Raw genomic sequence first — 13,992 nt, forward strand, 5'->3', positions numbered from 1 at the left:
GCATTGGAGGTGATTATCCCCGATACACGGAGACGGGCGGTCCACAGCCGAACCTCGCACACGCAGGTCTGGCGCGGAGCGCTAGGAGGACAACTTACTATCCGTCCCCCTCGTCCGGTTCCAAGGTGAGCGCGATGGAGTTGATGCAGTAGCGGGCGTCGGTCGGAGTGCCGTACCCCTCGCCGTGGAACACGTGTCCCAGGTGGGAGGCGCACGCGGCGCACCGCACCTCGGTGCGGACCATGCCCAGGGAGGCGTCCTCGTGCAGGGTGACCGACGAGGAGTCGGCGGGGTCCCAGAAGCTCGGCCACCCGCAGTGCGAGTCGAACTTCTCAGCGGAGCGGAACAGCTCGCTGCCGCACCCCCGGCACCGGTAGACCCCGACGGTCTTGGTGTCGACGTAGGCGCCGGTCCACGGCCGCTCGGTACCCGCCTGCCTGAGCACGGTGTACTCCTCGCCGGAGAGGCGCTCGCGCCATTCCTGGTCGGTCTCGGGAATCCGCCGGGTGCCGTCGGCGGCGTCCGGGTTCACTGGATCAGCCATGGTGTCGACGTTACAGCTCCCGGCCGGGAACGTCCCGCCTCAGGCCGCGGCCGCCATGTCACCGCTGAACACCCATAAGGTCACATACTTCTTACTTCACACGTTGTCGCGTTCGTCCTTCCAGGCCAGGGGTAGGGCTCCCCGCAGAGTCAGTGGTCGGCTCTCCCCCCGAGGCAGGTGGCATGGCGGTTACGGCATATCAACTCGGAATAGGTAAGCGGCCGCTGCGTGTGGGAAGGATCAGGTACGGACTGTGGTGGGCGGGTCAGATCGCCGCCGACGTCTACGCCTGGTCGCGGATGGTGGCCGCTGCGGCGGTTGCCATCGGCCGGGAAATGCGCTGGGCCACGGTGCTCAGCGCACGGGCCACGGCGGCGTCTCTCGACGCGATCAGGCCGAGTCCCTGGAGCGACCGGAAGCTGTTCGCTTTCCTGTCGGTCGTCGCGCTCTGCGCTTCGACGGTCGCCTTCGTCCTCGGACTCGGTGTGTCGCGGTGGGTCAAGACGGCGCCGGACAGTTTGCTCTTCGCCTCAGCGGGAGCGATCGCGGTGGGAGTGGTGCTCCTGCCGATGGTGTTCCTGGTGTTTGCCTCCAGACGGAGTAGTCGCTGAGTTTCGTCTCAACGGGGGCGCGCCGCGCGGCGCGCCCCTCTCGCGTATCGTGCGCCAGCCTCAGGCGTCGAAGTCGTACTGGAGCACGTAGGCCGATCCGTCCATGGTGATCTCGTTGAACTCCACGGGCCGGTGCTCGGCGGTCAAGGCGGTTCGGGCCACCTCCAACACGGGGGTGCCCGCCGCGAGCCGCAGGCGATCCCTCTCCTCGGGGGTGGGCATGCGGACACGGATCTCCTCGGTGAAGTGGGCCGGGGCGTACCCCAGTTCGGCCAGACGGGCGTAGATCCCGCCCGGGCCGCTGTCGGCCTCGCGCATGCGCAGGGCCGCGGCGCGGTCTCTCCCGGCCTCCAGCAGCGCCAGGGGGAGGTGGGAGACCGCGCTCTGCACGGGTCGGCCCTCCACCAGGTACCGGCGCGAGCGCCGCACCACCCGGGCATGACCGGTCAGCTCCAGCGCCCGCGCGACGTGCTCAGCGGGTGCGGCCTCCTCCACGCGCACGGAGTCGACCTCGTAGTCGCGGTCCGCTCTGTCCGTCTTCCACACGGCCCGTCCGTCGCCCCACAGTTCCCTGGAAAGGCGGCGGACGCCGTGTCTTCGAAGGGGCCGGAACGACCGGACGTAGATACCCGAACCGCGCACGGCCACGGCCAGGCCTTCGTTGATGAGTACGGAGAGCGCCTGGCGGGCCGTGGCCCGTGCGATGCCGTGGCGCTCCATTAGGACGTTCTCACCGGGTAGCCGGTCACCGTCGGTGTACCGGCCGGAGCGGATCAGTCCGCGTAGTTCTTCGGCGATCTCTCGGTAGACCGGAAGGGACCCGTGGTCGGACGTCGGCACTGCGTTCATCCTCTCGGCGGAGGGCCAACGCCCCGCTGGTGCGGTGGGCAGCCAGTGGGGGCTCCAATGGATGGCACACATCGGGTATGTCCGGTCACGCGACGGTTCATGCCTTGTTTCGTGGGGACTGGAAACGACCTTTGGCAACTGCTTTCTCAGGTGTCACCCGGATCTCTGACGTAACGCGCGAACAGGGTTCCGTCGGACTCCAACAACCCGGCCAGCCGTACGGGACGGCACCGCACCGAGGCCCGCTCCGGGGCCCCGGGCGTCCCCGGACCGCCCGCCACCACGCGCGAAGACCCCGATCCCAGCAGGTGGGGGCTGGTCGTCAGGCACAGCTCGTCCAGCAGTCCGGCTGAGACGAACTCGGCGAGCAGGTGCGGCCCGCCCTCGGTCAGGACGCGGTACAGGCCCCGTTCCCCGAGGGCGTCCACGATGTGCTCCGGTCCCACGGAGAGGCCCTCGACCACCACCACGTCCGCGTGCCGACGGACCCGGGCCAGGCGCTCGGCCGGTGCCCCAGCGACGGTCAGGACGATCGTGCGCTGCCCCTCTGGGGCCGCCTCCAGCAGCCCCTCCGGCAGATCCAGCGACCGGGAGACCACCGCGGTCGGCGGCGCGGGCGGCCGCCCGCGCCGCAGCGGCTCCCACGCCCTCCTGGCGCGCAGGGCCCGGTACCCCTCCGAACGCGCGGTCCGCGCCCCCACCAGCAGTACGTCGCACAGCCCCCGCAGAGTGCCCAGCAGCCTGCGGTCGGCTGCCGAGGACAGGTCGCGGCTGCCCCCCGACGGCCCGACCGCGCCGCCGTCCGCGCTGGCGACCATGTTCGCCCGGATCCACGGGCGCTCCAAGAGGTCGGGGTAGGCGTAGGCGGTGGCCGGGTCCGCCTCCCCCGCGCCGGGGCGCGGCAGGAGTTCGCGGAACCGTACGGGTGGTGCGTTGTCGGAGACCATGGCCGCCAGCCTGCCACCTACCGGCCGGGGCTGTGGGTGTGGGACACACGGCGCAGCAGTACCAGCGCCCGGTCGATCACCCGTACCGGCTCCGAGGCCGACGCCGAGGGGCGCCCCGCGACGTCGGGCTCGGCCGTGTCCAGTACCGTCTCCCACGCCATCCCGTACTCCGTGCCGGGCAGGGTGAAGTCGACCGTGTCCGCCCCGCTGTTGAGCAGCAGCAGGAAGGAGCTGTCCCGGATCCGCCGTCCCCGCGGATCGGGCTCGGTGATCGCGTCGCCGTTGAGGAACACGCCCAGCGCCTGCCCGCTCGCGCTCCAGTCCGGACCCGACATGGGCTTGCCGTCTGGGCGCAGCCACACGATGTCGGGCAGGCCGCCGTCGCCCGGGGAACCTCCGCCCTCCACGGGGCTGCCCCGGAAGAACCGCCTCCGCCGGAACACCGGGTGGTCGCTGCGCAGCCGCGCGAGCGTGCGCACGTAGTCCAGCAGGTCGTTCCCGGGTCCACCCTCCGCCAGCCCGGAGCCCTTCCAGTCGATCCAGGAGATCTCGTTGTCCTGGCAGTAGGCGTTGTTGTTGCCCCCCTGGGTGCGTCCCACCTCGTCCCCGTGCGAGAGCATCACCACACCCTGGGACAGGTACAGGGTGGCGAGGAGGTTGCGCATCTGGCGGCGGCGCAGGGTGACGATCTCCGGGGCCCGGGTGGGCCCTTCCGTGCCGTGGTTCCAGGAGCGGTTGTCGTCGGTTCCGTCCCGGTTGTCCTCGCCGTTGGCCTCGTTGTGCTTGTGGTCGTAGGAGACCAGGTCGGCCAGGGTGAACCCGTCGTGGCAGGTGATGAAGTTGATGGAGGCCACCGGGCGGCGGCCGTCGTCCTGGTAGAGGTCGCTGGACCCGGCCAGGCGGGAGGCCAGTTCGCCCAGGACCGGCCGTCCCCTCCAGTAGTCGCGCACGGTGTCGCGGTACTTGCCGTTCCACTCCGTCCACAGGGGAGGGAAGTTGCCCACCTGGTAGCCGCCCGGACCCACGTCCCAGGGTTCGGCGATCAGCTTGACCTGGGAGATCACCGGGTCCTGCTGCACGATGTCGAAGAACGTGCTCAGCCGGTCCACGTCGTGGAACTCCCGGGCCAGCGCGGAGGCCAGGTCGAAGCGGAAGCCGTCCACGTGCATCTCCAGGACCCAGTACCGCAGCGAGTCCATGATGAGCTGGAGCGAGTGCGGGTGGCGCACGTTGAGGCTGTTGCCACAGCCGGTGTAGTCCAGGTAGTAGCGCTGGTCCTCGTCGCCGACCCGGTAGTAGCTCAGGTTGTCGATCCCGCGCAGCGACAGTGTGGGGCCCATGTGGTCGCCCTCGGCGGTGTGGTTGTAGACCACGTCCAGCAGCACCTCGATGCCCGCCTCGTGCAGCGACCGCACCATGGCCTTGAACTCCTGCACCTGCTGGCCGCGCGAGCCGCGCGCCGCGTACTCGCTGTGCGGGGCCAGGTAGGCCAGGGTGTTGTACCCCCAGTAGTTGGTGAGTCCGCGCGCCACCATGGCGTGCTCGGGCACGAAGTGGTGGATGGGCATGAGCTCGACCGCGGTCACGCCCAGCGACGTGAGGTAGTCGATCATCACCGGGTGGGCCAGCCCCGTGTAGGTCCCCCGCTGGTGCTCGGGGATCCCCGGGTGGCGCATGGTCAGGCCGCGCAGGTGCGTCTCGTAGATCACCGTCCGGTGGTACGGGGTGCTGGGTCTGGACTCGTTGCCCCAGTCGAAGAAGGGGCTGACCACCACGCACTTGGGCACGTACGGGGCGCTGTCGGCGTTGTTGCGGCGCGAGGGCTCGGCGAAGTGGTAGCTGAACAGCGACTCGTGCCAGGTCAGGTCCCCGTTCAGGGCCTTGGCGTAGGGGTCGGTGAGCAGCTTGTTGGGGTTGCACCGCAGGCCGCGCTCGGGTGCGTAGGGCCCGTGCACCCGGTAGCCGTACTGCTGCCCCGGGCCGACACCGGGCAGGTACACGTGCCAGACGAACCCGTCGTACTCGGTCAGGGGAACACGGGTCTCCTCCCCCTCGTCGTCGAACAGGCACAGGTCCACGTGTTCGGCGATCTCGGAGAAGAGGGAGAAGTTGGTGCCGGAACCGTCGTAGGTCGCACCGAGCGGATAGGAACTACCTGGCCAGACTTCCACCATGGGCGTCGCAGTCTCTTGGGTCAGGGCCCGGGGAGCGGGCGGTCGGGTCGTGGTCGACTACTTCCCTACCGCTCCGGTCAGCGAAATATGCAGATCAGGGCGATGATCCTTCGTTCCGCTGCCGGGATCGGCCGCTTTTCGTGCGAAAAGTCGGTCGGGTTCGGTCCCGACCGGACGCTCACCGGCGGGGCCGGGCCCGCTCCAGGATCGCGCCGGTGTCCACGCCCCGGGGCAGGGTGCCGAAGACGTGGCCCCACCGTCCGTCCAGGCGGCTGGCCGTGAACGCCTCCGCGACGGCGGTCGGCGCGTGGCGCAGCAGCAGTGACGCCTGGAGGGTGAGGGCCAGCAGTTCCACCACCGACCGTGCCCGGTACTCCGCCTCGTCCGGGTCGCCGAGCGCGGACTCCACCTCCTTGACGGCCGCGTCGTAGCGTGCGTCCGCACCCGAGGCCGACCGCAGTTCGGCCAGCAGCGCTTCCACCGCCTCCGGCGCGCGCCCCATCGCGCGCAGCACGTCCAGGGCGGCCACGTTGCCCGAACCCTCCCAGACGGAGTTCAGCGGGGAGTCCCGGAACAGCCGCGGCATCCCCGACTCCTCGACGTAGCCGTTGCCGCCCAGGCACTCCAGCGCCTCGGCCGCGTGCGCCGGCTGGCGCTTGGTCACCCAGAACTTGCCCACGGCCACCCCCAGGCGGCGGAAGGCGGTCTCGGCCGCGTCCCCGCGCACGGAGCGGTCCACGGCCCCCGCCAGGCGCGCCATCAGCGCCGTGGCGGCCTCGGACTCCAGGGCCAGGTCGGCCAGGACGTTGCGCATGAGGGGCTGCTCCACGAGAGGGGCGCCGAACACGCTGCGGTGCTCGGCGTGGTGCAGGGCGTGCACGAGGGCCGCACGCATTCCCGAGGCCGAGCCGATGACGCAGTCCAGCCGGGTGCTGTTGACCATCTCGATGATGGTGGGCACGCCCCGGCCCGGCTCGCCCACCAGGTGCGCCACGGCGCCGTCGTACTCCAGCTCCGCGGAGGCGTTCGATCTGTTGCCCAGTTTGTCCTTCAGCCTTTGGAGGCGCAGAGCGTTGCGGGAGCCGTCCTCCAGCACACGCGGGACCAGGAAGCAGCTCAGCCCCTCGGGTGCCCGGGCGAGGGTGAGGAAGAGGTCGCCCATCGGCGCGGAGGTGAACCACTTGTGCCCGGTGAGCAGGTGGTGGCCCTCGGCGGTGGGGACGGCGCGCGTGGTGTTGGCGCGCACGTCGGAGCCGCCCTGCTTCTCCGTCATCGACATGCCCGCGAGGAGGCCGCGCTTGGACAGCGGCGGGCGCAGGCCGAAGTCGTAGGTCCGCGACGTGAGCAGCGGCTCGTACCGCGCCGCCAGGGCGGGGGAGTGGCGCAGGGCCGGCACCGCCGCGTAGGTCATCGAGACCGGGCAGCCGTGACCGCTCTCGGGCTGCGACCACAGGAAGAACTTGGCGGCGCGCGCCACGTGCGCGCCCTCGCGCCCGTCCGCCCACGGGGCGGCGTGCAGTCCGTGCGCCACGGCCTGCTCCATGAGGACGTGGTAGGCGGGCTGGTAGTCGACCTCGTCCACGCGGTGGCCGTAGCGGTCGTGTGTGCGCAGCACCGGCGTGTAGGTGTTGGCGGCCTCGCCCCAGGCGCGCACCCGCTCGCTTCCGGCGGCGTCGCCGACCGCGCGCACCTCCGCCTCGGCCCAGCCGGCGCCCTCGCGGCGCAGTCCCTCCAGGAGCGCGGGGTCCTCGGCGGCGGAGTGGTCGCCGAGTGGGGGTGCCTGGTTGAACACCTCGTGTGTCGCGGGCATATGCGGCTCTTTGTCCCTTTTTGCGGCAGGTGGGGCACATCATACTCGCATTCGCCCGAAGAGCAGAATCTTGTTCGGTTTTCGATGTCGCCTTCGCCGCACCGGTCAGAGACGTGCTCGCGCGTCCCCCGCGGCCGCGTCGTAGCGCTCCAGAACCACCCCGGCCAGCTCCTCGGCGTCGCCCAGCGCCTCGGAGACCACCACCGCGCCGGCCGCCGCCGACCGCTCGCGCACCCGGTCGGCGAAGAACCCCGGGGCCAGCAGGTAGGTGGCCACCGCCACCCGCTCCGCGCCCCCCTCCAGCAGCGCGGCCACGGCTTCGCCCGGATCGGGCGAAGCCGCCGACGCGTACGCCGGGACCGCCTCCCGCCAGGGCGCACGCCCGGCCAGTTCCTCGGCCACCGCCCCGACGGTGGCGTTGGCCTCCGGATCACTGGACCCGGCCGCCGCCAGTACCAGGGCCGTCCCCGGGCCCGGTACGGCACCCGCCTCGGCCAGGCGCCGCTCCACCGCCGCCGACAGCAGCGGGTGCGGCCCCAGGGTGTGGGCATAGCGCACCCGCGGCCACCGAGGCCCGCCTTCGGACAGGACCCCGGGCAGGTCCACCTTGCTGTGGTAGGCCGCGGTGAGCAGCGTCGGCAGCACCACCACCTCGTCCGCACCGTCCCGGCCCAGGCACGCCATCGCCTCCGCCACGCCGGGGGCCGTGTGGTCCAGGTAGCACAGCCGCACGTCCAGACCCGGCCTCCGGGCCCGGACCCGGTCGAACAGCGACGACACGGCCGCCGCCGACCGGGGATCGGTACTCCCGTGCGCCACTGCCAGGAGCGGAGTCCCCGCCGCTCCCGGACCCGGCACGCGTCCGCCTGTCAAAGGTGGATACCGCACTCGGTCTTGCCGGTCCCGGCCCACCGGCCGCTGCGGGGGTCCTCACCCGGCGCCACCCGCTTGGTGCAGGGCTCGCAGCCGATCGACGGGTAGTCGTCGTACCGGAGGGGGTTGACGAGCACGCCGTGCTCGGCCATGTAGGCGTCCACCTGATCCTGCGTCCACCGCGCGATCGGGTTCACCTTGGTCATACGGCGGCGCTCGTCCCATTGCACGACGGGGGTGTCGCGGCGGGTCACCGAGTCCTCCCGGCGCAGGCCGGTCAGCCACGCGCTGTAGGGCTCCAGCGCGCGCTGGAGGGGCTCGACCTTGCGCAGGTGGCAGCAGAGCTCCGGGTTGCGGCTGTGCAGGCGAGGCCCCAGCGCCAGGTCCTGCTCGGTCACCGTGCGCTTGGGCTCGATGGTGTGCAGGGTGATGTCGTACACCGACTCGACCGCGTCGCGGGTGCCGATGGTCTCGGGGAAGTGGTAGCCGGTGTCCAGGAAGATCACGTCGATCCCCGGGACGACCTTGGCGGCCAGGTCGACCATCAGGGCGTCGGCCATGGACGAGGTCATGCACAGGCCGGGCCCGAAGGTCTCCGAGGCCCAGGCGATGATCTCCTGGGCCGGGGCGTCTTCGAGTTCACGGGCGGCCTGCTCAGCAAGTTCGGGCCCGCCCACGGGGGTGGTGGGGTTCATGTCAGCCTTTCAGCCTTCCGGCGGTCTGGAGGGGGTGCTGTCCGACGACAACGACGCCGAGCGCAGCCCGACGTAGGTCACCCGGAAGACCCGGGCGCAGGAGAAGCACGACCAGGGGTAGCCCAGCCCCTTGACCGCAGCGCCCTCCTCGGGCACCAGATCCTCGTCACCGCAGTAGGGGCAGTAGTGGGGAGCGGCCCTCTCGGACACGGTGCACCTCGCTTCTCCTCAGGTGGCGGGCCCGGCCGGAGCCGGGCCCGCCGGCTACTTGAGATCGGCGTCGTCGGCCCGGGCCACCCAGGCGGCGAACGCCTCTCCGTCCTTCCTTCCCTCCTGGAACCGGCGCAGTACCCGCTCGACGTAGTCGGGCAGCTCCTCGGAGGTCGTCTTGAGCCCGCGCACCTTCTTGCCGAAGGCGTTCGTGAGACCCATACCGCCGCCCAGGTGGATCTGGTAGCCCTCCACCTGCTCGCCCCGGTCGTTCATCACGAGCTGGCCCTTGAGGCCGATGTCGGCGACCTGGATGCGCGCACACGAGTTCGGGCAGCCGTTGATGTTGATGCTCAGCGGCTCGTCGAACTCGGGCAGGCGCTTCTCCAGCTCGTCGATGAGGGTCTCGGCGCGCCCCTTGGTCTCCACGATCGCCAGCTTGCAGAACTCGATGCCGGTGCAGGCCATGGTCTGGCGGCGGAACGTGCTCGGCCGGACCTGGAGCTCCTCCGCCTCCAGCGCGGCGGTGATGGACTCCACCTGCTCCTCGTCCACGTCCAGGATGACCAGCTTCTGGTCGGCGGTTGTGCGGATACGGTCCGACCCGTGCGTTTCGGCGATGTCGGCCACACGCGCCAGCTTGGTACCCGACACCCGGCCCACCTTCGGGGCGAAGCCGACATAGTACCTTCCGTCGCGCTGGCGGTGCACGCCCACGTGGTCGCGCTCCAGGCCCGGGTCCAGCTCCGGGGCGGGGCCGTCGGGCAGGGCGTAGCCGAGGTACTCCTCCTCCAGCACCCGGCGGAACTTCTCCGCCCCCCACTCCTTGATGAGGAACTTGATCCGGGCGCGGGTGCGCAGGCGGCGGAAGCCGTAGTCGCGGAAGACCGAGCAGACGCCCGCCCACACCTCGCTCACCTGGTCGGGGCGCACGAACGTGCCCAGACGCTTGGCGAACATCGGGTTGGTGGACAGGCCGCCGCCCACGAACAGGTCGTAGCCGGCCTGCCCGGACGAGTCGCGCACGCCCACGAAGGCGATGTCGTTGATCTCATGGTTGGTGCAGTAGGAGGAGCACCCCGAGATCGACGACTTGAACTTGCGGGGCAGGTTGGAGAACAACGGACTGCCGATGTGGTCCTCGTAGACCTGGAAGATCTCCGGAGTGGCGTCCAACACCTCGTCCTCGGCCACGCCGGCCAGCGGACAGCCCAGGATCACACGCGGGGTGTCGCCGCAGGCCTCCATGGTGGACAGGCCCACCGACTCCAGCTTCTCCCAGATCGCCGGCACGTCCTCGACGCGCACCCAGTGCAGTTGGACGTTCTGCCGGTCGGTGATGTCGGCGGTGTCGCGGCCGTAGTCCCGGGAGATCTCGGCAACCGCGCGCATCTGGGCGACCGACAGTTGGCCGCCGTCGATGCGCACGCGCAGCATGAAGTAGCGGTCGTCGAGCTCCTCGGGTTCGAGCACGGCCGTCTTGCCGCCGTCGATGCCCGGGGCGCGCTGGGTGTAGAGCCCGAACCAGCGGAAGCGCCCGCGCAGGTCGGCGGGGTCGATGGAGTCGAACCCGGCCTTGGAGTAGATGTTGATGATCCGGTCGCGGACGTTGAGCCCGTCGTCGTTCTTCTTGTTCTCCTCGTTCTTGTTCAGCGGCTCACGGTAGCCGAGGGCCCACTGGCCCTCGCCCCGCCGGCGACGGGGCTTGGCCGTCGCGGCGGTCGTGCCGGGCTGCGCGGAAGAGGGCGGCATCGCGGGTGTCTCCGAATAGGGTCACGGGACGCTCACGGGGGCCGGCGCCCGCACCGCTGGCCCGAACGCACCGCACGCCGTCGTGCCGGGTGGATCGGTCGGAGACCGCGAGTGTGGAATCGAGAGGGACGAGCGCCGGTCCGCGAGCAGCCCTGAGTCAACGGGTGCGTCTCAAGCGGACAGATCAACCGACGCTACAACAGATGGCACTGCGGACCCGCAGGTAGTCCACGTGGCGGCGCACGCAGAGCATGGGGTCCAGAGCAGCGATCATGACAACGAGAATGGCACGCGGAGTCACCTTTTGTCCAGGAGCGGTCCGGCCGCAGCCGGGGTGAGTCACATCACCGCCGGCCCGGGGGCTGGTCGGCACCCCCCTTCGGGGAACCGCTACCGTTCTCCCGTGACGGGATTCTGGGAGGGACTTTGGCGCCTCGTCGGCGCGTGGCTGCACGGGCACCCCGTCACGCACAACGCCCTCCTGCTGCTCCTGCGCACGATTCGCGCCTTCTCCCGTGACCGGGTACTCGGGCTGGCCGCGGAGTCGGCGTTCTTCTCCCTCATCTCCCTGCCCGCGCTCCTGCTGTGCCTGCTGGGGGCGCTGGGGCCGCTGGCAGCCGTGTTCGGCGAGGGGATGGTCGACGAGATCCGCCTGCTGATGCTGGACACCGCGGCCCGGGTCCTGACCGCGGAGACCGTCGCCGGGGTCGTGGAACCGCTCGTCGACGACTTCCTCGGCGGGGTCGAGGGCGGCCTGCTCTCCCTCACCTTCCTGGTGTCGCTGTGGTCGGGCTCACGGGCGATGAACGTGTTCATCCGCTCCATCACCATCGCCTACGGCCTGAACGAGCTCCGGGGCTGGATACGCCAGCGCATCCTGGCCTTTGTCGCCTACCTCGGCGGGCTGGTGTTCACGATTCTGGTACTGCCCGTCCTGGTGGCCGGACCCGACCTGGTCCACCGCCTCCTGCCGTTCACGGTCGGCCGCCTCGGCCTGCTCTACTGGCCCGCCGTCGGCCTGACCGCCACGGTCGCGGTCACCCTCCTGTACGCACTCAGCGTCCCGGTGCGCATGCCCCTGTGGCGGCACCTGCCCGGTGCACTGCTCGCGACGGCCGTGCTGATGGCGGGCTCGGCCGGACTGCGCGCCTACCTGGACGTCTCGCTGGGCGAGGTGAACATCTACGGATCCCTGGCCGCTCCGATCGCCATCTTGGCCTGGCTCTACGTCACGGCCATCGCCGTCCTGGCCGGGTCCTCGCTCAACTCCGAGATCGACGCTCTGTGGCCGACCGTGCGCACCGCCTCCGCCCGGGCGGAGGTCGCCGACCGCGGTGTCGAACGCGCCGACCAACTGGCGCGGCGCCGTGAACGGGCCGTCATCGCGACCATCTCCGAGAACGGCGGGCGCTGACACCGCGCCGTTGGCCGGAACCGGCCAATTTCGGTGTGAACCTATCGCTCTTCCCGGATGTCCTTACCGAGGCCGGTGCGGCGGGGGCGGGGCCGCGCCGACCGCCGAAGGCCGAGGCAGCGGGCGGGGGCACCGGTGTGATGATGGGACGAAGCTCCGGTGGCGGGGACGACAACGGTCGAATCCCCGGTGGCGGACGACGCGGCCCGCCCGGTCGCGGACGGCTGCGGTCAGTATCATCGTCACCGCGCACGGAAAACGATGACACACCCCTCGTCACGGCCGCCCGCGGTCCCGGGCCGCCCCCGTGTCCGGCCCCCGCACGCACAGGTCCACCCTTCTACCTCCGGAGGCAGCATGAGCCGGGCGTCCCGCCCCGGGCAGTCCCGGCCCACCGTCGTCATCGTCATCGCCCCCGACGAGCGCAGTGCCGAGATCGCCGTCGAGGGGCACCGCCAGACCGTCGTCGGCAGGGTGCCCAAGGAGACCAGGCGGGCGGCGCTGGACGTCGCTACCGGCTACGCCGCCAGGGTCGGACAGCCCGTCCTCGTCGACGCGCGCGACGCCAGCGGCTTCTGGCACCTGGTCGCCACCCCGGACGGAGTGGTCAGGGCCGCGGACCGGGTCGACCCGGGACCCGTGCCTGCGCCCCGCCCCTCCGAGCGCGCCCGCGGCGGTGCCGGGCGCAGGCTGCTGATCGTGGGGGCCGCCGCCCTGGCCCTGGTCCTGGTCGCCGCGGTCGGGGTGTTCGTCCTGCGCTACCTGCCCGGTTCCCCCCTGGCATCCGGAACGGACACCGAGGGCACCGGCGAGGGCGGCGACGGTGCCCCGGAGCGGCTCGCGGTCGCCGCACCTCCGGGCTTCTCCCGAATGATCGCCTTCGAGCGGCCGGTCGCCCCGGGAAGCGAGGTGCGGATCAGCCGGGACGGCGAGCACATGTCCCACGTCGACCCCGAGGGGCGGCTCACCCTCTCCGACACGGCGGGCGAGCCGCTCTGGCAGGTCGAACTCCCGGGGGATCCGGCCGGGTTCCTGGGTGCCCCGCGGTTCGTGGAGTACGGCGGGGACGAGGCCATCGTCATCGAGACCGCCGAGGCACTGTGGTTCTGGCCGTTGGATGATCCCGAGCCCGCCAGTGTGGACCTCCCCGACGGAGCGCGGGTGCAGTACGTCGGCGGCTCACCGCTGGTGTTCGACGGCGGCGAGCCGTCCGTCCCGGTCGACGGCGGCCTGGAGGGGGTCGACCCGCCCGAGGGCGCAGGCGCCATGTTCGCCACCGGTGGACGGGTCCTCGCCGCCAGGGTCAGCGGCCCCTGGTTCTGGATCGACCGCGACGGGATCGTCGCCGAGGTCGCCGGTCGGCGGCCCGAGGGCGCCGGCGGGGTGGACTCGGTGGTCACCGCCCTGCGCGAGTACGTCCTCGTCCTCTGGCAGCCGGGACAGGGCGAGGACGGCCACTTGACCTACCACGACCGCGAGGACGGCTCCGTGGTCGGCACCGTCGAGGTCGATCCGGCCGACCTCGAAGACGTGGACCACCGGTCCCTAGCGGTGGGCACCGACATCCTCGGCTACGGACACACGGTGGTCGACCCCGGGACGGGCGAGGGCGTGGCCGTGTCCGGGTTCGCATCGCAGATCGCCGTCGGCGACCAGGTCTTCGGACACATGGACGACGGACGTTCAGTGGCGGTGGGTGCCGACGGTGAACCGGTCGAACTCGCGGACGGAGCGACCTTCCCCGTCGGGCTTCTCGGAACCAACGCCATCGTGGTCCACGACGACCACCTCTATGCCATTTCCCCCCGATAAGAGCAGAACACAAGGAAGAGAGGAGTGGAATGTCCTCCAAGAGACGGGCACTGACAGTGACCGCCGCCGGTCTGTTCGTGACCGGGCTTGCGGCCGGTCCGGTCTACGCCGACACTCTCGACGGCACGGTCCCTGTCCCGGACCTCCTGCCGGCCGACGCGCCCTCACCGGACACCGGCAGCGACGGTGGCGAAGGCCCCGGTGACAGCGGCGACGGTGGCGAAGGCCCCGGTGACGGCGGCGCTGGTGGTGACGCCGGTGGCGATGGCGGCGCTGGTGGTGACGCCGGTGGCGATGGCGG

Annotated in this window: 12 protein-coding genes; 3 read left to right on the forward strand and 9 right to left on the reverse strand. The window is 71.2% G+C overall.

Features of this window, described 5'->3' with window-relative positions; translation table 11 throughout:
• Positions 1-97: 97 nt before the first annotated feature.
• Positions 98-544, reverse strand: coding sequence for a peptide-methionine (R)-S-oxide reductase MsrB (msrB, locus tag B042_RS0117220; protein WP_028649357.1), 447 nt, complete (start codon positions 542-544; stop codon positions 98-100).
• A gap of 230 nt (positions 545-774) precedes the next feature.
• Here msrB and B042_RS0117225 point away from each other — a divergent pair, with 230 nt between their 5' ends.
• Complete coding sequence (locus B042_RS0117225; protein ID WP_028649358.1) at positions 775-1,155, forward strand: hypothetical protein; 381 nt, start codon at positions 775-777, stop codon at positions 1,153-1,155.
• Positions 1,156-1,215: 60 nt separating this feature from the next.
• Here B042_RS0117225 and B042_RS0117230 read toward each other — a convergent pair whose 3' ends face one another.
• The 8 genes from B042_RS0117230 to B042_RS0117265 all read right to left on the reverse strand — a co-directional run bounded on the left by B042_RS0117230 (position 1,216) and on the right by B042_RS0117265 (position 10,465).
• Positions 1,216-2,004, reverse strand: a complete 789-nt coding sequence (locus tag B042_RS0117230; RefSeq protein WP_036555514.1) for a GntR family transcriptional regulator — start codon at positions 2,002-2,004, stop codon at positions 1,216-1,218.
• Positions 2,005-2,150: 146 nt separating this feature from the next.
• Positions 2,151-2,951 (reverse strand): dihydrofolate reductase family protein, encoded by an 801-nt coding sequence (locus B042_RS0117235; protein WP_155989178.1) that lies wholly within the window; start codon positions 2,949-2,951, stop codon positions 2,151-2,153.
• 17 nt (positions 2,952-2,968) lie between these two features.
• Positions 2,969-5,125, reverse strand: coding sequence for a glycogen debranching protein GlgX (gene glgX / locus B042_RS0117240; RefSeq protein ID WP_028649361.1), 2,157 nt, complete (start codon positions 5,123-5,125; stop codon positions 2,969-2,971).
• Between the two features lie 178 nt (positions 5,126-5,303).
• Complete coding sequence (locus tag B042_RS0117245) at positions 5,304-6,935, reverse strand: acyl-CoA dehydrogenase family protein (protein ID WP_028649362.1); 1,632 nt, start codon at positions 6,933-6,935, stop codon at positions 5,304-5,306.
• Between the two features lie 105 nt (positions 6,936-7,040).
• Positions 7,041-7,754 carry a sirohydrochlorin chelatase gene (locus B042_RS0117250; RefSeq protein WP_231494135.1) on the reverse strand — a complete coding sequence of 238 codons (714 nt, stop codon included), beginning with the start codon at positions 7,752-7,754 and terminating at the stop codon, positions 7,041-7,043.
• Positions 7,755-7,804: 50 nt separating this feature from the next.
• Positions 7,805-8,503 (reverse strand): phosphoadenylyl-sulfate reductase, encoded by a 699-nt coding sequence (locus B042_RS0117255; RefSeq protein WP_028649364.1) that lies wholly within the window; start codon positions 8,501-8,503, stop codon positions 7,805-7,807.
• Positions 8,504-8,512: 9 nt separating this feature from the next.
• Positions 8,513-8,713, reverse strand: coding sequence for a hypothetical protein (locus tag B042_RS0117260; protein ID WP_028649365.1), 201 nt, complete (start codon positions 8,711-8,713; stop codon positions 8,513-8,515).
• A 54-nt stretch (positions 8,714-8,767) separates the two neighbouring features.
• Positions 8,768-10,465 carry a nitrite/sulfite reductase gene (locus B042_RS0117265; RefSeq protein ID WP_028649366.1) on the reverse strand — a complete coding sequence of 566 codons (1,698 nt, stop codon included), beginning with the start codon at positions 10,463-10,465 and terminating at the stop codon, positions 8,768-8,770.
• Positions 10,466-10,868: 403 nt separating this feature from the next.
• On the opposite strand from B042_RS0117265, the gene B042_RS0117270 reads away from it, so the two are divergent.
• Together B042_RS0117270 and B042_RS0117275 are read left to right on the forward strand one after the other, a co-directional pair.
• The gene (locus B042_RS0117270; RefSeq protein WP_028649367.1) at positions 10,869-11,879 is read left to right on the forward strand and encodes a YihY/virulence factor BrkB family protein; all 1,011 of its coding nucleotides are present in this window, start codon (positions 10,869-10,871) and stop codon (positions 11,877-11,879) included.
• A gap of 357 nt (positions 11,880-12,236) precedes the next feature.
• Positions 12,237-13,691, forward strand: a complete 1,455-nt coding sequence (locus B042_RS0117275; protein ID WP_028649368.1) for a hypothetical protein — start codon at positions 12,237-12,239, stop codon at positions 13,689-13,691.
• Positions 13,692-13,992: the final 301 nt, after the last annotated feature.

The organism is Nocardiopsis sp. CNT312 (assembly GCF_000515115.1).
In the GTDB taxonomy this organism is placed as follows: domain Bacteria; phylum Actinomycetota; class Actinomycetes; order Streptosporangiales; family Streptosporangiaceae; genus Nocardiopsis.

Bases quoted from the DNA above. Each gene is read 5' to 3' on its own strand.
- msrB (WP_028649357.1), bottom strand. From the start codon at position 544: ATGGCTGATCCAGTGAACCCGGACGCCGCCGACGGCACCCGGCGGATT.
- B042_RS0117230 (WP_036555514.1), bottom strand. From the start codon at position 2,004: ATGAACGCAGTGCCGACGTCCGACCACGGGTCCCTTCCGGTCTACCGA.
- B042_RS0117235 (WP_155989178.1), bottom strand. From the start codon at position 2,951: ATGGTCTCCGACAACGCACCACCCGTACGGTTCCGCGAACTCCTGCCG.
- glgX (WP_028649361.1), bottom strand. From the start codon at position 5,125: ATGGTGGAAGTCTGGCCAGGTAGTTCCTATCCGCTCGGTGCGACCTAC.
- B042_RS0117245 (WP_028649362.1), bottom strand. From the start codon at position 6,935: ATGCCCGCGACACACGAGGTGTTCAACCAGGCACCCCCACTCGGCGAC.
- B042_RS0117255 (WP_028649364.1), bottom strand. From the start codon at position 8,503: ATGAACCCCACCACCCCCGTGGGCGGGCCCGAACTTGCTGAGCAGGCC.
- B042_RS0117265 (WP_028649366.1), bottom strand. From the start codon at position 10,465: ATGCCGCCCTCTTCCGCGCAGCCCGGCACGACCGCCGCGACGGCCAAG.
- B042_RS0117275 (WP_028649368.1), top strand. From the start codon at position 12,237: ATGAGCCGGGCGTCCCGCCCCGGGCAGTCCCGGCCCACCGTCGTCATC.